This window comes from Arcobacter sp., from assembly GCF_050300555.1.
Classification (GTDB): domain Bacteria; phylum Campylobacterota; class Campylobacteria; order Campylobacterales; family Arcobacteraceae; genus Arcobacter.
In genome coordinates, this window is the sequence record NZ_JBNKXY010000013.1 from 47,381 (window position 1) to 64,889 (window position 17,509).

General features: G+C 27.4%; 18 protein-coding genes. 14 read left to right on the plus strand and 4 right to left on the minus strand.

Translation table 11 applies throughout. The features are described from left to right. The gene (locus ACQY5W_RS10295) at positions 1-2,010 is read right to left on the minus strand and encodes a DUF748 domain-containing protein (protein ID WP_428024881.1); all 2,010 of its coding nucleotides are present in this window, start codon (positions 2,008-2,010) and stop codon (positions 1-3) included. Between the two features lie 81 nt (positions 2,011-2,091). Between ACQY5W_RS10295 and dapE the strand changes: the two genes are divergently transcribed. The 9 genes from dapE (at position 2,092) to ACQY5W_RS10340 (ending at position 9,941) form a co-directional block, all read left to right on the plus strand. Further along, the gene (gene dapE / locus ACQY5W_RS10300; RefSeq protein ID WP_428024882.1) at positions 2,092-3,192 is read left to right on the plus strand and encodes a succinyl-diaminopimelate desuccinylase; all 1,101 of its coding nucleotides are present in this window, start codon (positions 2,092-2,094) and stop codon (positions 3,190-3,192) included. A gap of 81 nt (positions 3,193-3,273) precedes the next feature. Then, on the plus strand, positions 3,274-3,828 hold the full coding sequence (locus ACQY5W_RS10305) for an ORF6N domain-containing protein (protein WP_428024883.1): 555 nt from the start codon (positions 3,274-3,276) through the stop codon (positions 3,826-3,828). Positions 3,829-4,145: 317 nt separating this feature from the next. Further along, positions 4,146-4,910 carry an alpha/beta fold hydrolase gene (locus ACQY5W_RS10310; protein ID WP_428024884.1) on the plus strand — a complete coding sequence of 255 codons (765 nt, stop codon included), beginning with the start codon at positions 4,146-4,148 and terminating at the stop codon, positions 4,908-4,910. A gap of 128 nt (positions 4,911-5,038) precedes the next feature. Further along, positions 5,039-6,532: an ATP-binding cassette domain-containing protein gene (locus ACQY5W_RS10315; protein WP_428024885.1), complete on the plus strand. Its 1,494-nt coding sequence runs from the start codon at positions 5,039-5,041 to the stop codon at positions 6,530-6,532. A 46-nt stretch (positions 6,533-6,578) separates the two neighbouring features. Then, the gene (locus ACQY5W_RS10320) at positions 6,579-7,424 is read left to right on the plus strand and encodes a helix-turn-helix domain-containing protein (RefSeq protein WP_428024886.1); all 846 of its coding nucleotides are present in this window, start codon (positions 6,579-6,581) and stop codon (positions 7,422-7,424) included. 66 nt (positions 7,425-7,490) lie between these two features. After that, entirely contained in the window at positions 7,491-8,333 is an 843-nt protein-coding gene (locus ACQY5W_RS10325; protein WP_428024887.1) for an ATP-binding protein, read from the plus strand. Positions 8,334-8,380: 47 nt separating this feature from the next. Further along, positions 8,381-9,013 carry a hypothetical protein gene (locus ACQY5W_RS10330; RefSeq protein WP_428024888.1) on the plus strand — a complete coding sequence of 211 codons (633 nt, stop codon included), beginning with the start codon at positions 8,381-8,383 and terminating at the stop codon, positions 9,011-9,013. Positions 9,014-9,016: 3 nt separating this feature from the next. Continuing rightward, complete coding sequence (locus ACQY5W_RS10335; RefSeq protein ID WP_428024889.1) at positions 9,017-9,484, plus strand: GNAT family N-acetyltransferase; 468 nt, start codon at positions 9,017-9,019, stop codon at positions 9,482-9,484. Between the two features lie 13 nt (positions 9,485-9,497). Next, positions 9,498-9,941 (plus strand): GyrI-like domain-containing protein, encoded by a 444-nt coding sequence (locus ACQY5W_RS10340; RefSeq protein ID WP_428024890.1) that lies wholly within the window; start codon positions 9,498-9,500, stop codon positions 9,939-9,941. 14 nt (positions 9,942-9,955) lie between these two features. Here ACQY5W_RS10340 and ACQY5W_RS10345 read toward each other — a convergent pair whose 3' ends face one another. After that, a complete protein-coding gene (locus ACQY5W_RS10345; protein ID WP_428024891.1) occupies positions 9,956-10,891 on the minus strand; it encodes a DMT family transporter in 936 nt (311 codons plus the stop codon). Between the two features lie 94 nt (positions 10,892-10,985). Between ACQY5W_RS10345 and ACQY5W_RS10350 the strand changes: the two genes are divergently transcribed. Beyond that, positions 10,986-11,678 (plus strand): aspartate/glutamate racemase family protein, encoded by a 693-nt coding sequence (locus ACQY5W_RS10350; RefSeq protein ID WP_428024892.1) that lies wholly within the window; start codon positions 10,986-10,988, stop codon positions 11,676-11,678. Between the two features lie 26 nt (positions 11,679-11,704). Here the strand turns inward: ACQY5W_RS10350 and ACQY5W_RS10355 are convergent, their stop codons facing one another. After that, positions 11,705-12,865, minus strand: a complete 1,161-nt coding sequence (locus ACQY5W_RS10355) for a DUF3095 domain-containing protein (protein ID WP_428024893.1) — start codon at positions 12,863-12,865, stop codon at positions 11,705-11,707. A gap of 9 nt (positions 12,866-12,874) precedes the next feature. Then, the gene (locus tag ACQY5W_RS10360; protein ID WP_428024894.1) at positions 12,875-13,246 is read right to left on the minus strand and encodes a winged helix-turn-helix transcriptional regulator; all 372 of its coding nucleotides are present in this window, start codon (positions 13,244-13,246) and stop codon (positions 12,875-12,877) included. A 126-nt stretch (positions 13,247-13,372) separates the two neighbouring features. Between ACQY5W_RS10360 and ACQY5W_RS10365 the strand changes: the two genes are divergently transcribed. The 4 genes from ACQY5W_RS10365 (at position 13,373) to thiI (ending at position 17,436) form a co-directional block, all read left to right on the plus strand. Further along, complete coding sequence (locus ACQY5W_RS10365) at positions 13,373-13,972, plus strand: NAD(P)H-dependent oxidoreductase (RefSeq protein WP_428024895.1); 600 nt, start codon at positions 13,373-13,375, stop codon at positions 13,970-13,972. A gap of 17 nt (positions 13,973-13,989) precedes the next feature. Further along, complete coding sequence (locus ACQY5W_RS10370) at positions 13,990-15,123, plus strand: iron-containing alcohol dehydrogenase (RefSeq protein WP_428024896.1); 1,134 nt, start codon at positions 13,990-13,992, stop codon at positions 15,121-15,123. 11 nt (positions 15,124-15,134) lie between these two features. Further along, on the plus strand, positions 15,135-15,764 hold the full coding sequence (locus tag ACQY5W_RS10375; protein ID WP_428024897.1) for an NAD(P)H-dependent oxidoreductase: 630 nt from the start codon (positions 15,135-15,137) through the stop codon (positions 15,762-15,764). Between the two features lie 199 nt (positions 15,765-15,963). Next, entirely contained in the window at positions 15,964-17,436 is a 1,473-nt protein-coding gene (thiI, locus tag ACQY5W_RS10380) for a tRNA uracil 4-sulfurtransferase ThiI (RefSeq protein ID WP_428024898.1), read from the plus strand. Positions 17,437-17,509: the final 73 nt, after the last annotated feature.

Genomic DNA, 17,509 nt, shown 5'->3' on the forward strand with positions numbered 1-17,509 from the left:
CTACTTCTTTTTAATATCTATGCCTAATATAAACTTGTCAAATTTAGCATCTTTATCATCTATTTCTTTTATTTCATCACTGATTAGTATTTTATCTTCTTGAATTGCATGTTTTTTAAGAAGGTATTCTTTTATTGAGTTTATTCTATTTAAAGTTAAGGTTTCTAGTTTCATCTCAATTTTTAACTTTTGTATTGCCTCTTTATCTTTTTTTATGTTATAAGATGGTTCAATTTTTAAAGCTAAATTTGGTCTTTTTTGAAAAATCTTTGCAATATTATCTAAAGTCTCTTTTTCAGAATCAAGAAGTTTACTTTCTCCATAAATAAAATCTAAACTTTTTATCTCATCTGTAGTTATTCCTAAAATGGATGATAGTAATGAAAAAGGTGATGTTACAGCTTTCAATATCAAATTTACAAAGCTTTTCCAAACAATTGAAGTAACTGAAAAGTTGGGATCATTTATATTTCCATTAATTGGTAAGTTAATATCTATAACACCATTTGAATCTTCTAATAAAGCAATTGCTACATCCAATGGTAAATTTGCAGCTTCTGAACTTTTTACTACTTTACCAAGCTTTATATTATTGATTATGATATTGTTTTGTGCTTTTAGATTTGATTGGGTAATGTTATATTTCAAGTTAAGATTTAATTTTCCACTATTTAGTTCTCTTCCTACAAATTTACCTGAATATGGAGTTAAATTATTGATGTTAATATTTTTAAATATAAGATTAATATCTGTAAGATTTTGTATATTTTGAGAATCAATTAATCCAGTAATCCTTGTATATCCATATTCATCAACTTTTCCCTCAACGTTCAATTCTGCAGGTTTTGAAGCTTTTGAGTTAAGTTTTGAAAAACTACCATTTAGATTTGTGATTTTTGTTTTGAAAGGGATATTTAAGTTATTATCTTGGAAAGCTATTTGGGCATTGTTTATATTTACAGGACCTATATCTAAAAAGAAATTTGACTTTTCTTTTGTTGTGTCATCACTTATACTTGTAGTTGTTTTTTCTTTTTTTACTTTATCTTCTTTTTTCTCTAATACAATAGACCCTATTGGATTATCTATATTTACACTAGATAGTTTTAATGATTTATCATCAATATTTAAATCATTAAGAACAATCTTTAAAGTATCAATTGAAAATTTGTTATCATCTTTAAGTAGTTTTAAATCTTTTAAATCTAGATTTGCAGTATTAATATATAGTTTTAAACCATCTTTTGTATTAATATCATAGCCTAAAGTTAAATTTATCGTAGGTTCATTTATATTAAAATCTAATAATTTTTTTGTATATCCTATATATTCTTTTGGTTTTAGATTTTTAAGTTTTATTTTTCCATCCATTTTAAATGGATTTAATCTTAGCCCACCATTGATATATAATTTGGTATATTTATTTATATTTGTAACAAGACTGTGTGATGCTAGAGAGTTCTTAAATGTACCTACGTCATAAAAAGTATAGTTGAAGTTGTTTATATTGGTTGTTGTTTTTTTAGAGTTAAATATTTGAGTAAAAAGAAAATTCCCATCTATGATTTGAGTTTTTGTGATTTTAAATGATGGAATAGTTGCTTTTTCATTAGTTTGTTTTTCTTTTTTATTTTCTTGTGGTTTTAAAATAGAAGCTAAGTTAATATTTTCATTTTCATCTTGGACTATATTTACATAAGGTTTTATAAGATTTAGTTTTTTAAAACTTATATGTGACTCATAGATTGATTTTAAAAGAGAAAAATCGATTTCCAATTTATCAAAAGCTATTAGCTTCTCGTTTTTGTTTGAAATAGAGAACTCTTTAATCTGTACTTTTAAAGTATATGGATTAAAAGATACTTTTTTTAAATTACTTTTATAAATAAGAAGATTGTCAAGATTTTTTATAATTTGGTCTTTTGCAATATAAGGGATTATAAAGAAACCTACTAGGGAATAAATCACAAATATAGATAATAAAATCTTAATAAATAGGTTGTTTTTCATAAAAATCTCCAAATAATATATTAGCTCATTATAGCAAAATAAATTACAAATTTGATACAATGTCTTCTTTAAAGGAAAGAGATGACTATTATAGAATTATTTCAAAAATTATTAAGATTTAAATCACTAACACCCGATGATGATGGAGCTTTTGATTTTATTGAAGAGTATTTAGGAGCTGAGTGGAGTTGTATAAAACTTGATATGGAAGGCACTAAAAATAGATTTTATTATAAAAAGTTCAATGACAAAGCCCAACATCTATGTTTTGCAGGACATATTGATGTTGTGCCAGTGGGACAAGGTTGGGAAATAGACCCCTTTGCAGCAGAAGTTATAGATGGAGTTATAAGTGCACGTGGTGCACAAGATATGAAAAGTGGAGATGCTGCTTTTTTATATGCTTGTAAACATGCTCTTGATTTTGATGGGACGTTAAGTATCCTTATGACAAGTGATGAAGAGGGAGAAGGAACTTATGGAACTATCAAAATGCTTGAACACCTAAAAAGCATAGATTTTATCCCAGATTATGCAGTTGTTGCTGAACCAACTTGTGAAGAGGTTTTTGGAGATGCCATAAAAGTAGGGCGAAGAGGAAGTATCAATGGATATATCACAATAAAAGGTAAACAAGGGCATGCTGCATATCCTGAAAAATGTATCAACCCTGTGCATAACTTTGCCTCAATCTTGCCAAAATTAGCAGGACATAACCTTGATGATGGAGATGAATATTTTGCCCCATCAAAGTTGGTAATTACAGACATAAGAGGTGGTATGGAAGTTACAAATGTAACACCAAATGAACTAAAACTTATGTTCAATGTAAGAAATTCAACTAATACCACAAGAGAGTCTGTAGAAGAGTTTATCCATAAAAACCTAGAAGGTTTAGAATATGATTTTAGAACAACACAGGGTTCATTTCCATTTGTGACAAACAAAGAATCAAAAGTAGTACGTGCTATGGAAAACTCTATCAAAAAGGTTTTACAAGTAACCGCAAAACACTCAACCCATGGTGGAACAAGTGACGCTAGATATTTTGGAGCCTTTGGAATAGAAGCCATAGAATTTGGAGTAATAAATGACACTATTCATAGTATTGGGGAGCGAACAACTGTTAAAGAAGTAGAGGGATTAACTGCTGTGTTTGAGGACTTGATTAAAAATTTTTAAATTTAATTACAATTTATAATATTTTTATTGGTTTTAAAAAAGATTGATAGAATTACTTTATATTAATTATGGAGTGATTCTATGGAAAAATTACCTCAAATAATAATTCATGATAAGATATATGATTTACATGGATTAAAAGTTATGTTAGACAGTGATTTGGCAACTCTTTATGCAGTTGAAACTAAAAGAATAAATGAAGCTGTTAAAAATAACCCTGAAAAATTCCCAGAAGATTTTTATTTTGAATTGACAAAAGAAGAGTTTGAAGTTTTGCGGTCGAAAATTTCGACCACAAAATTTTCCAAAACAAGAACTTTGCCAAAAGTCTTCACTGAACAAGGTGTTTATATGTTAGCAACAGTCCTTAAAAGTAAAGTTGCTACTGATGTGACTATAAATATCATGCGTACCTTTACAAAGCTTAGAGAATTTGCACTCACTTACAAAGATATAGTAATAGAACTAAAAAATCTAAAAGAAGATTTGAAACTAAATCAAAATCAAACCACTCAAAATACAGAGCATATTAAAACAGCATTTGAATTACTTTCTCAAATTTTAGAAGATACAAAAAAGACAGATAATAAAGTGATGGGGTTTAGAATTGAAAAAATGAAAAAGATGGAAAATTAAGTGGATATTGCATTATGAACTTTTTAATAAATCTATAAAAGATTTAATACTTTTTTCAATTACTATGTATGTAAAAAAATTATAGTAACATACATTACAGTAACACATATTACTATAAAGAGTTAAAATTAGATTTTACAATAGAGAAAGAACTTTAGTAAATATATTGGATATAGCCTAGAGGATATGTAATTAGTACATAGACAAAAAGATTAAAATGGCATTTCCCTAAATAAATATTACATTTTGTAATCTTTTTTATCAGTTTTTTTATTTTTTGATACTATTTTAATACATATTATAAAGGAAATACAATTATGTTTAATCATAAAAAAAATACTTATTTAGAAATAAATTCAACAAAAATATATTATGAAGATATTGGATCAAAAGAGAAAGAAATTCTTTTACTTTTACATGGCGGTTTTGGTAATATTGAAGATTTAAATGAAATAGCAGATTCTTTTTCAAAAAAATATAGAATATTGGCAATTGATAGTAGGGGACATGGTGCTTCAACTTTAGGTAATGAAGGATTAAGTTATAAGTTATTAGAAGATGATGTTTATGCTGTATTGAATTATTTAGGTATAAGTAAAATATCAATCATAGGTTTTAGTGATGGTGGTATTATTGCTCTTAGAATGGCTTCATCAAAAAAAATCAATATCGAAAAAATGGCACTTATAGGTACTTCTTGGTCAAAAAATGATATTGAAGAAATAAGTAAAATTTTGGATTCAATTACTTGTGAAAAAGCAAAGATGATATTTGAATCCGAATACAAATTATATGAACAAATAAATAAAGAACCAAATTTCGAACAATTTACCAAAGAAGTTGTGACAATGTGGAAAGATAAAAGTCAAAGTGGACATCCTGATACAAGTGTAGAAAATATCACTTGTGATACACTTCTAATAAGAGGAGACAATGACTTTTTAGTTTCACTAACTAGCCAAGCTCAATTACAAAAAAAGATAGCAAATTGCTCTTTTCTAAATGTTCCTTTTTGTTCCCATACTGTTTATAAGGAAGATTATAAAACAGTAAGTTTTGCTTTAGAAAAGTTTTTTAAATAAGTATAAAATGAAAAACGATATACTATCCATAAATAAAAAAAGGAAAAAACAATGAATACTTTACTCTAATTCAAGGGTAAAATCTGACTTATCCTTGATACTAAACATAGATATATCAAGGAATTTATATGCAATATCTAAAAATAAATAATCTTACTTTTAAATACTCAAACAGTGACATATTTTTAAATCTTAATTTGAGTTTTGAAAATGGTTGGAGCTGTTTGGTTGGTTCAAATGGTTCTGGTAAAACCACACTTTTTAAACTTATTGCCAAGATACTAAACTCCCAAGAGGGAACTATCATTGGCAATGAATTGGTCTATTATTGTGAACAAGAACTTCATGAAAAACCAAATGGCTATGAAGAGTTTATTTACACATACAATACTAAAACATTTAGATTGAAAGAGTTACTTCACATAGAAGAGGAGTGGTTTTACAGGTGGGAAACTCTTAGTTTTGGGGAGAGAAAACGAATACAAGTAGCTATTGCTCTTTTTTTAGAACCTGACATTTTGTTATTGGATGAACCAACAAATCATTTGGATATAAAATCAAAAGAGATATTAACAAAAAGTTTGAAAAATTTTAAAGGCATTGGTATTTTAATAAGCCATGATAGAGAGGTTTTGAACTCTTTGTGCAGTAATACAGTGATTATAAAAAATAAGAAAATTTATAATTATAAAACTACTTATGATAAAGCTATAAAAGAGTTAAATTTATATTTTAACTTTTTAGAAAAAGAAAATGAAAACATAAATACCAAAATAAAGAAATTACAAAACAATATTCAATCACAAAAAGAGAAAGTATCCCAATCAAAAAGCAGATTATCCAAAAAAAACATAAATACAAAAGATAAGAGTCTAAAAGAGAAAATAAATCTAGCAAAACTTACAGGAAAAGATAAATCTGATTCAAAACTTGTAACAAGCTTTGCTAAAAAAGTCCAAGAATTATCTTCTAAAAGAAATGAAATAGAAAAAAACTTTGACAAAGGTATTACAATAAAAGATGAAAATAACAAAAAAGAGAAGTTCTCTTTTCTTTTAGAAAAAGGTCAATTAGCTTTAGGTGAAAAAAAAGTTTTAATGTATGAAAATTTATCTTTAAATAAAGGTGATAAAATAGCAATAATAGGTGAAAATGGAGTAGGTAAAAGCAGTTTTTTAAAACTACTTATTTCAAAAATAGCACCCTTAAAAAGTTGTTTATATCTTCCCCAAGAAATAGAAGAAAAACAAAAAAAAGAACTTTTTGAAGCAATAGATAACTTGGATAATGAAAAAAAAGGGGAACTTTTTACCCTAATTCAAAGGCTCTCTTCAAATCCTAAAAATCTTTTAGAAAATGATAGTGCAAGTCCTGGAGAGCTTAGAAAACTTTTTATTGCAAAGGCTTTATTGGATAAAATACAACTTATAATATTAGATGAACCAACAAACTATATGGATATTGATTCGATTGAGTCATGTGAGCAAGCTTTAAAAGAGTATAAAAATACCTTGATAATTGTAAGCCATGATAAAACTTTTATCAAAAATATAAAAGCAAGGATTTACTCTATAATAAAAGGTTCAGATGATTTTTATGAGTTAAAAGAATTGGTAACTTGAAGTTGAAAATGCTATATCAAGTTTCTTTTAAAAGAATGAGGTAATCATGAACGCTATAGAATATTTAAAAAAAAATCATGCTAAAGATACAATAATTAGTAAAGGTATTACTCTTGCTAAGTTCTGTACCTTAGAAACTACTCATAAAAACAGTGCGATTATTCCCTGTAATCTTTTGAATATTGTTTATAAAGGTACAAAGATATTACATACTAAAGAGGGGGATATTGAGGTAAAAGCTGGAGAGGCTTTTTTGATAACTAAGGGTGAGTATTTTATGAGTGAAGTAGTTGGAGATGAAGAGTATATGTGTTTATTGATTTTCTTTGAACAACAGCTTACAAAACAGCTTATTTCAGAACTACCTTTTAAAATCAATTCTAAAAAGACGAGTAACACATCAAATTTATTAAAATTTAAAGTTGATTCTTTTTTACAAAATAGTGTTGATTCATTAAAACTTTATTTGGATGACAGACCTACTTTTACAGAAGAATTACTTGCTCTAAAATTAAAAGAGTTGATGTTGTTGCTTTTAGGAAGCAATGCTAGACAAGATATTATAAGATTTTTTCAAAATTCCATTTTGGATAAAAGTGATTTGAAAAGTTTTATGGAAAATAATTACGAAAAAGATTTAACTATTGAAGAGTTTGCTAGACTTAGTGGTAGAAGTCTTAGTGCATTTAAAAATGAGTTTAAGTCTATCTACAAAGAAACTCCCATGAAATGGATTTTGAAAAAAAGATTAGAAAAAGGTAAGTTTCTTATCCAAGAATTGGGTTATGAGGTTGGATTGGCTGCTCATACAGTGGGGTTTAAAACCCATGCTCATTTTACTAGATTATATACAAATGAATACGGAACTAATCCTAGCTTTATAGATAAATAATCAATCCTTACAGATAAACAAATAAGAAAAATAATTGATATACTTTCTAAAAAACAAGGAAGATATATGAAAAAAACAATTTTATCTATGTTGCTAGTAGCAACTATAAGTTTTGCAAGTAGTGTTACTATTGAGGGGTTTAGTAGCCCAGAAAGTGTAATCGTTAAGAATAAAGATGTTTACGTAAGTAATGTAGGAAAAGAGTTAAAACCAACAGCAAAAGATGGTGATGGTTTTATCTCAAAATTAGATACAAATGGGAAAATAAAAGAGTTACATTTTATTGATGGTTTAAATGCTCCAAAAGGTATGGGAATCATTGGAAGCACACTTTTTGTAGCAGATGTAGATACCGTAAAAGGTTTTGATATTAAAACAAAAAAAGAGGTTTTTTCTTTGAGTTTTGATAATGTTGGATTTTTAAATGACATTACAATAAAAGATAATCATACTCTTTTTGTGAGTGCTACAGATGTTGGTGCAATATATGAAGTTAATATCAAAAATAAAAGTTATAAAAAAGTTATAGATTTTACTACTGCAAATGGTTTATTTTATAAAGATGGTATTTTATATGCTGCAGAACTTGGAAGTAGTCCAAAAACAATGTTTGATGGAAAAGGTAAATTTTACCAAATAAATTTAAAGAATAAAAAACTAACTCAACTAGGTACTTTTGAGGGTGTTTTAGATGGAGTACAAAAAGTTGGCAACAAAATTTATGTAAGTGATTGGGTAAATTTTGAAAAATCAGGGATTATTAGAGTTTATGATTTAAAAACAAAAAAAGAGTATGTTTTAAAAGTAGAGCCATTTATGGGAGCTGCTGATTTATGGATTGATGAGAAATCAAATAAATTATATTTACCACAAATGATAGGAAATAAACTAACTATTATTGAACTTTGATATAATCTTTTTTAATTAAAAGATTATTTGAAAAGGAAACTTTTAAAGTGAATATAGAAAAACTAAAAGATGTGGAGTCTGAATTTTTTGATGCTTATCCTAAAGGATTTGAAGATGAAAAATTAATCCGTATAATAAAAAAGTTCAACCCTGAAAAATTAGAAGCTTATTCAAAAGAAGCTTTTAAAAAAGAAAATTTTTCAGACCCACATTTTATAGTAGATGCTTATTTTAAAACTATTCAAAAATCAGTCATGGTTTCGCTTTTTGATAAAGCGAAACTTCGTGATGTGATTAAGGCTTTGACTTCTTATGAAAAAGATATGCTTAGTATCGAGCTTTATGAGTTGTTGTATGGAAATAAGAAAAATGGTTTTGATGGACTTGTGGAGTTTTTAGCTGAATTTGGCATGGCAAAGTGGACTTTGGTTACCTTGGTACCTTATAGTTTCAACAGACAAACAGAATATTTTATCAAACCAACAACTACAAAAAATATCATAAAGTATCTAGAAATACCAGACTTAATATATAAACCAAAACCTTCATATGAGTTTTATAAAGAGTACACTAAAGTTTTAGATGATATCAAATCAAAAGTTTCAGGGCCACTATCTTTTGATAATGCTGCTTTTACTGGCTTTTTAAAAATGGGTATTGAAATTTGTAGTGAACAGTAAATAATGAAAATCCAAATAAAATCATATGATAACTCCTTTAAAAAAGATATCCCAATACTTTTTACAAACACTATTCATAAAACTTGCAGTAAAGACTACACACAAGCACAACTTAATGCTTGGGCAAATCCAAATATAGATTTTAAAATTTGGGAGCAAAGAGTAGCTAAAACGAAACCTTATTTAGCTATTATTCAAAATAAGTTGGTAGGCTTTGTAGAGTTTTATGAAGATTATATTGACTGTTTTTATATTCATCATGAGTATCAAGGTATGGGTATAGGAAAAAGTTTATTAGAACATGTTTTATCAATCGCAAAAAAGAATAATGTATTTAAAATAAGAGTTGATGTAAGTATAACTGCAAAGCCATTTTTTGAAAAGTTTGGATTTAAGCAAGTAAAAATAAATCATGTAAAAAGGTACAAAGAAGAGTTGATTAATTTTTCTATGGAATTGGATATTAAATAAAATTGGAGTTTTAATGAAAGTAACAAGAGTAAAAAATCTAATGATTGCAGGTCTTAGTACAATCACAAATAATAAGTTTGAGTTAGAATCAGAAAATGGTAAAATCGCTCAATTATGGGCTGACTATATTGAAAAAAATGCTTATGGAAGCACTTTTAATAAAGCCAATAGCAAATATATGTACGGGGTTTATAGTGATTATACAAGTGATGTAAATGGTGACTATAAAGTAACTGTTGGTGTTGAAGTTACAAAACCTAAAAATGCTATTGTAATTGAAGATGAGAGATATTTAGTATTTTCAAACAAAGGTGAACTTCCTGATGTGGTTTTACAAACATGGGGAGAGATTTGGGAATATTTTGAAAACAATAGTGAATATGAAAGAAAATACACTATAGATTTTGAAAAGTATGTAAAAGAAGATGAGATAGAGATTTATATCTCTATAAAATAAAGTTTTACAAAATATCAGGCATTTTGATATTTTGTAAATAAAAACAGTCCTATCATAATAAGACCTAATCCTATAATTGAAATTAAATTTAAAGAACTATTACTAAAAAGTACCATTCCTCCTATTAATGCAAAAACTACTTCACTAGCTTGTGTTGCATCTACAGCTGCAATTTCATTTGAGTCTTTTGCTATATTTCTTGCATATAAAAAAATAGATGTAGCAAAAACACCTGAAAATAGGGCAACAAGTGCTGTATTAATTATCTGAGAATTACTTGGAGAAGAGGGCTGAATGATTACTAATAATATAAACCATAAAGGTAAAGAACCAAGAGAGAGTAAAAATACTTTATTAAAAGCATTATTTAACAACTTTGATTTTATTTGAGGTACATTTTTATGATTTCCATTTTTTGCTTCCCATACGAGTTGATTTCCTATTGGATAACAAAAAGAAGCAATAAGAATAGGAATACCACCTAAAAGTAGTGCTTTTAAATCAAAAGTTTCCATATGAGCAAGATTTACTAAACAAACACCAATAAATATTATAAGTGAAAAAAGCCAAATTTTCTTAGGAAACTTCTTACCAAAAAACATAAGTACAAAAAGTGTTGCTACAACAGTAAATTGCCAAGTTGCAGCTATTACCCATGCTGGAGAAAAATCAGCACTAAAACAAATCAAAGCATAAAAAAATCCAAAACCAATAGTCCCACTTATAGTCCAAAAAATATAATTAGATATAAATAGTTTAAAAATATCAATTATCCTTTGTACTCCACCTTGAAATAATAAAATTAATCCTAAAAATAAAATCATAAAAAAGTATCTAAGTGAGGCAGACCAAAGCCAATGACCACCTGATACACTCATAAGTTCATTTAAAACAAATGTTGTACTAAAAAAAGCACCAGCAATAATCCCTAAAATAATAAGTTTAATCATAAAGGTTCCCATAAATCAATTTTGTGAAGTCTAACACAAGGTTACTTTATTTTTTTTGTGTTATAGTGCTAAAAATTATAAAGTGGATTTAAAAATGAAAACAATAGGATTATTAGGTGGTATGAGTTGGGAAAGTACAGCTTTATATTATAAACAAATAAATGAAGAGATTAAAAAAAGATTAGGTTCTTTACACTCTGCCAAAGTAGTTGTACATAGCGTTGATTTTGATGAAATTGAGAAATTACAACATCGTGGAGAGTGGGATAAAACTGCTGATATATTATCACGAGCTGCTCAAAATATAGAAAAAGCAAGTGCAGATTTTTTACTTATTTGTACTAATACCATGCACAAAGTTGCACCACAAATTCAAGAAAATATAAATATACCAATAGTGCATATTGCTGATGCAACTGCAAAAGTATTAGAAAATGATGCTATAAAAAAAGTAGGGTTATTAGGAACTGCTTTTACTATGCAAGAAGATTTTTATAAAAATAGAATTATAGAAAACTTTGGTATAGAAGTTCTTGTTCCAGATAATGAAGATATAAAAATAGTACATAAAATAATATATGAAGAGTTATGTCTTGGAATTATAAAAGAAGAGTCAAGAAAAGAGTATTTAAAAATTATTGATAAATTGGTAAAAAATGGAGTAGAAGGGATTATTTTAGGATGTACAGAAATATGTATGTTAATCTCATCAAAAGATACTGATGTGAAGCTTTATGATACAACTAAAATACATGCAATGGAAGCAGTAAATTTAGCTTTAGGATAAAATAGTTTTAAACTATTTTATCTACTTCATATTTCATTTTTTGATTTTAATCTTTTTTTTAAAGCTTTTGCTGCTAAGGCATAACCACCATTTGAACTATCCACAAAGTGAATATGTTTTCCATGTCTTTCAAAAATAAGGCAAGTCATAAGCGCAGAGTCTGATTTATGTATGCCATAAACTAAATCTCCCCTTTGATACTCTTTTTCTAAGTATTCTTCAAGTTCTTTTGTTTGAGACTTATTTGTTGAAATCACCATTCTAAGCATATCATCAAACTTTTCTGTGTCGGTTGTTCTTATAACTCTATTTTTATAATTACTCCATTGTCCAATGGAATATTTCATAAAGACAACTCCAAGTATATTTTCAAGAAGTAATTTAAGTATTAAAAAAAATCTAGAAAATATATTTGAACTAAAAACTAAAGCTTCTGCATTTAAAACCATAGGATTAAATGATATAACAAGTTGATTTATCTCTTTGATAGGATTTCTTTGCATATAAGAACCTGCTATTTTATTTATTTTATTTAAAGTATTTTGATAAATTTCATTTGATTTTTCTGGATTTATACTTTTTATTAGCAACGAACTCGTTTCATCTTTGGGACTTTTTATATCTTTCCATCTACACTCTAAACCAACAAAATCAGGGATATAATTACAAGTAAAGTTTTCATCTATTTTAAAAGTTTTATACTCTTTTTTTAGTAAGTTTTCTGCAAGTTCTAAGCCATTTCCTCTAACTATAGCTTGGGTAAAATCTTTGCTTACATTAAATTTTGTAATTTCTATAAAAGAGTCTCTCTTTTCAATCTCTTTTATACTAATAACACCAACTCTTAAATCTAAATCAAATGCTTCTTTTGCCTTTTTTGCAGTTTCCAACAATACAATTTTTGATTTGTCTAATAAAGTTGGAGGTATGATTAAACTTGCCCCATCACCTCCAAATATGTAAGGAAATTCTAACTCTTTATCTATGTTTAATATACCAATAATAGTAAGTGCTGCTACAAAATTTACTTTTTTGTACATACCATCTTCAATAGCTTTTGTAGAATCAACAACATCAGAAATCAATACATACCAATCACTAGGGACTTTGTGGTAATTGCCATTGTCCATAATTTTAGAAAAATCTTTTATCTCTTTTATATTCTTATAAAATGATGTTGTATTCATCTATTAAGCTTATTTACAAAGTGTTGTTTCACAAGGGTTATCCTTAGTTATTTTTCCACATTCTCCGACATAGTCTATCCCCCATTTGTACATCTCTTCAAGTACAGGTTTTAGTTTTTTACCACATTTTGTTAAACTATAAACAACTTTTGGAGGAACTTCAGCATATACTTCTCTGTGAATAATATTTTTTTCTTCTAGTTCTTTTAATTTAATAGTTAATGTTTTTTGAGTAATTTCACTTACTATTTCATGTAAATCTTTAAATCTTTTTTCGCCATCAAGTAAATGCCAAATAATTGCTAATTTCCATCTATCATTAAAAATGTCAAGTGTTACTGAAACACTACATCTATATTCTTTATCATTTACGTAATACATTTTAAATCCTTTTATTGACTTGATTATATCATAAAGTAAATAAAACTTCATTACTTACATAAAGTAAAGTAAGAGTAGATTAAGTTTATTATATATATAATTTTTATATCAATACTAGGAGATGTTATGAAAAATGTATTAATAATAAATGGACATCAATTTTATAAAAATGTGGCAGAAGGAAATCTAACAAAAAGTTTTATAAACAAAGCAGATGAGTTTTTTACTAAAAATGGTTTTACAGTAAAACATAGTATTGTAGATGATGAGTATGATGTAAATGAAGAAGTAGAGAAGTTTGCATGGGCTGATTATATTTTATTTCAATATCCTGTATATTGGATGACTTTACCATGGAAAGCAAAAAAATATGTTGATGAGATTTTTTCAGCTGGAGCAGGGAAAGTTACCTATATAAGTGATGGAAGAAGTAGGGATGATGCTAGTAAAAAGTATGGTAGTGGTGGATTAATGACTGATAAAAAATATATGCTAAGCCTTACATATAATTGTCCAATTAGTGAATTTGATAATAAAGATGGCTTTTTTGATGGTCTATCTTTAGATGAAGCAAATTATGCTGTACATAAAACATTTCAATTTTGTGGAGCGCAGCAACTAGAGACTTTTTCTGTGCATGATATATTTAAAGGTGATATGAATTTAGATAAAGAGTTAGAAAGATTTGAGAAAGTTTTAGCTAAAAATTTTTTATCTAATATATAATTTATAAAAGGAGCATAATGGAATTTTCATATATTAATCCAACTCAAATCGAGTTTGGGCAGGGTAAAATAAATAAAATATCACAATTAATAGCAAAAGACAAAAGAGTATTATTTCTTTATGGTGGTGGAAGTATCAAAAAAAATGGTGTTTATACACAAGTTATAAAAGCACTTGAAAATCATACTTTCTTTGAATTTGGTGGAGTTGAACCTAATCCTACAAAAGAGACTTTAGACAAAGCTATCGCTTTTGGTAGAGAAAACAAAGTTGATTATATTTTAGCTGTTGGTGGTGGTTCAGTTATTGATGGTTCAAAATATGTTTCAAATGCTTTTTTTTATGAGGGTGATGGTTGGGATTTACTTGAGGGTAAATTTACTCCTACAAAAGCTTTAGATATTGGAGCTATATTAACTTTGGCAGCAACTGGAAGTGAGTCAAATTCAGGTTCTGTTATAACTAAGGGTGAAACAAAAGAGAAAAGATTTTTTCATTCACCATTTTCTTATCCTAAATTTGCAATTTTGGATCCTTATGTTTTAAAAAGTTTAGATGATAGACAACTTGTAAATGGAATTGTTGATGCTTTTGTTCATACTTGCGAACAATATTTAACACAGCCTCATGGTGCTTTAGCACAGGATTATTATTGTGAGGGTCTTTTAAGAGGTTTAGTTGAACTTGCAGATACTTTTGAATCTAGAGATGACTTATGGTATGCAAATCTTATGTGGCTTGCAAATCAAGCTTTAAATGGTCTAATTGGACTTGGTGTTCCTCAAGATTGGGCAACACATTTTATAGGGCATGAATTAAGTGGATTATATGGGATAGATCATGCTAGAACTTTAGCAATTATTCAACCAAATCTACTTACAATATTGGCTGATGAGAAAAAAGATAAACTTTTACAAATGGGAGAAAATGTATTTAGACTAAATACAAATAATTCTTTAGATGTGGTAGAAAAGATAAGAGCTTTATACTCATCATTAAATATAGATTTAAAAATCTCTTCATATACAGATGATACGAAGATTATTGAAAAAGTTACATCACTTTTAGAAAAGCATGGCTTTACTGAATTTGGTGATAGAGGTACAGTAAACAAAGCTGTTGTTGTTAAAATATTAGAAAAATCAATTTAAAAGGAATAATTATGGAAAAAACATTTATGGAAGCTATGGATTTTAGACATGCGTGTAAAGTATTTGATGATACAAAAAAAATTAATGATGAGGATATGAAATTTATACTTGAAGCTGGAAGAAAATCACCATCTTCTTTTGGTATGGAAGCTTGGAAATTTTTAGTTATTACAAATGAAGAGTTAAAAGCTAAACTTAGACCTTTTTGTTGGGAACAACCTCAAATTACTACTTGTTCTCATTTAGTTATTATATTAGCTGGAATTGAAGGTGTAAAACCAGAAAGTGGAATTCCTGAAAAAAGATTTGCTAGACGAGATATGCCAAAAGAAAAATTAGACTTTTATTTAGACCTTTATGCTGGACATTTAAAAGAGACATTAAGTAGTGATAAAAATATCTATTCTTGGACTGCAAGACAATCTTATATTGCAATGGGTAATATGATGACAGCAGCTGCTATAAAAGGAATAGATTCTTGTCCTATTGAAGGTTTTGATAAAAATGGTGTTGAAGGTGTACTTGGACTTGATACTTCTAAATTCCAATTAGCTTGTATAGTTCCATTTGGATATAGAATCAATGAACAATCAACACAACTTAGAGTTCCTTTTGAAGAGGTTGTTGAATTTATTAAATAAAGAGTTAATACTCTTTATTTAACTAATCCCCTAATATAAGCATTTCTATTTTAATATATCAATTAATTAAAAAATTTTTATCTAAACAATACTAAAAAATAGGCAGAGTTTTAAGTTAATAATTATATTGTTTTCAAATTTAACCTTTACTATTCTTATGATATAATTGCGACTAATTAAAAAGAAGGCTTAATAAATAATGGAAATCTCTCCGATAAAGACACAAAAATTTATAATAAAACTTTTCCCAGAAATAATGATAAAAGGAACATCTGCAAAAAGACAAATGGTAGGACGACTTCATGGTAACCTACAAAAGCTTTTAGCTAGAATTTCACCAGATATTACAACTAAAAAATTTTTTGATAAGATAGAAGTAGTTTGTCCAATAGAGTTTGTTACTGAAGTTAGAATTAAATTATTGGACACTCCAGGAATAGAATTAGTTTTAGAAGCATTACAATTTGACAAGATAACTACAATTGATGAAATTAAAGAGATAGTAAATGAAAATATGTCAAAAGAGATTGTTGGAAAGTCTTTTGTAGTAAGAGTTAAACGTTCAGGAACCCATGATTTTAAATCAATTGATGTGGAACAAACTGTTGGTGGTTATATGTTACATAAAAATAAAGATTTAACAAAAGGTGTTGATTTACGAAATGCTGAAGTTACAATAAATCTTGAACTTATAAATAACCAATTAAATATTATAACACTACGACACAAAGGGCTAGGTGGTTTTCCTCTTGGTTCTCAAGGTGAGATATTATCACTTATGTCAGGAGGATTTGATTCTACTGTTGCTAGTTATTTAACTATGAAAAGAGGGATTAAAACGCACTTCATTTTCTTTAATCTTGGTGGTATTGCACATGAGATTGGGGTAAAACAAGTTGCTCTTTATCTTTGGAATAAATTTGGTTCATCTCATAGGGTAACATTTACTTCTGTTCCTTTTGATGATGTCGTTACAGAAATATTTAAATCAACCCATGAAACATATATGGGAGTAACACTAAAAAGACTTATGTTAAAAGCTTCTGAAAAAATAGCAAATGATTTGGGTATTGATGCACTTCTTACAGGGGAGAGTGTAGCTCAAGTTTCTAGTCAAACACTTAGAAACTTAGCACTTATTGACCAATTTACTAATAAATTAGTTTTAAGACCACTTGCCACAATGAATAAGCCAGATATTATAAATATTGCAAATGAGATAGGAACACGTAGATTTGCTGAAAGTATGCCAGAATACTGTGGAGTAATATCTAAAAATCCTACAACTCATGGTTCATATGAACGAATGGAAAAAGAGTCACAAAAATTTGATTATACAGTTTTAGATAAAGCTGTAGAAAATGCTGTTCAAATTAATGTTGATGAAATAAGTGATGATATAAAAGATATTGGACAAATGGAAGTTGTTAGTGATATTTCTAGTGGTAAATATGTTATCATTGATATTAGACAAAGTCCAGATTGCATACAGACATGTTGTGAAACTTTAAAAATACCTTTTTATAAATTAAAAACAGAGTTTGAAAAACTTCCACAAGATAAAGAGTATCTGTTTTATTGTGAAAAAGGAATTTTAAGCCAGTTGCATGCTCAATATTTAAAAGATGCAAAAAATTTTAATAATATAAAAGTATATAGACCTGAAAAATAATTAATTAATTTTTTTAATTTAATTGAAAAATAAGACAATTGTAGTTATAAATTGCTTTTTAAAAGTAAAAATA

Excerpts from the sequence above, each read along its gene's own strand:
- ACQY5W_RS10310 (WP_428024884.1), top strand. The coding sequence starts at position 4,146 with ATGTTTAATCATAAAAAAAATACTTATTTAGAAATAAATTCAACAAAA.
- thiI (WP_428024898.1), top strand. The coding sequence starts at position 15,964 with ATGGAAATCTCTCCGATAAAGACACAAAAATTTATAATAAAACTTTTC.
- ACQY5W_RS10375 (WP_428024897.1), top strand. The coding sequence starts at position 15,135 with ATGGAAAAAACATTTATGGAAGCTATGGATTTTAGACATGCGTGTAAA.
- ACQY5W_RS10315 (WP_428024885.1), top strand. The coding sequence starts at position 5,039 with ATGCAATATCTAAAAATAAATAATCTTACTTTTAAATACTCAAACAGT.
- dapE (WP_428024882.1), top strand. The coding sequence starts at position 2,092 with ATGACTATTATAGAATTATTTCAAAAATTATTAAGATTTAAATCACTA.
- ACQY5W_RS10325 (WP_428024887.1), top strand. The coding sequence starts at position 7,491 with ATGAAAAAAACAATTTTATCTATGTTGCTAGTAGCAACTATAAGTTTT.
- ACQY5W_RS10295 (WP_428024881.1), bottom strand. The coding sequence starts at position 2,010 with ATGAAAAACAACCTATTTATTAAGATTTTATTATCTATATTTGTGATT.
- ACQY5W_RS10340 (WP_428024890.1), top strand. The coding sequence starts at position 9,498 with ATGAAAGTAACAAGAGTAAAAAATCTAATGATTGCAGGTCTTAGTACA.
- ACQY5W_RS10320 (WP_428024886.1), top strand. The coding sequence starts at position 6,579 with ATGAACGCTATAGAATATTTAAAAAAAAATCATGCTAAAGATACAATA.
- ACQY5W_RS10335 (WP_428024889.1), top strand. The coding sequence starts at position 9,017 with ATGAAAATCCAAATAAAATCATATGATAACTCCTTTAAAAAAGATATC.
- ACQY5W_RS10305 (WP_428024883.1), top strand. The coding sequence starts at position 3,274 with ATGGAAAAATTACCTCAAATAATAATTCATGATAAGATATATGATTTA.
- ACQY5W_RS10370 (WP_428024896.1), top strand. The coding sequence starts at position 13,990 with ATGGAATTTTCATATATTAATCCAACTCAAATCGAGTTTGGGCAGGGT.
- ACQY5W_RS10360 (WP_428024894.1), bottom strand. The coding sequence starts at position 13,246 with ATGTATTACGTAAATGATAAAGAATATAGATGTAGTGTTTCAGTAACA.
- ACQY5W_RS10355 (WP_428024893.1), bottom strand. The coding sequence starts at position 12,865 with ATGAATACAACATCATTTTATAAGAATATAAAAGAGATAAAAGATTTT.
- ACQY5W_RS10365 (WP_428024895.1), top strand. The coding sequence starts at position 13,373 with ATGAAAAATGTATTAATAATAAATGGACATCAATTTTATAAAAATGTG.
- ACQY5W_RS10345 (WP_428024891.1), bottom strand. The coding sequence starts at position 10,891 with ATGATTAAACTTATTATTTTAGGGATTATTGCTGGTGCTTTTTTTAGT.
- ACQY5W_RS10350 (WP_428024892.1), top strand. The coding sequence starts at position 10,986 with ATGAAAACAATAGGATTATTAGGTGGTATGAGTTGGGAAAGTACAGCT.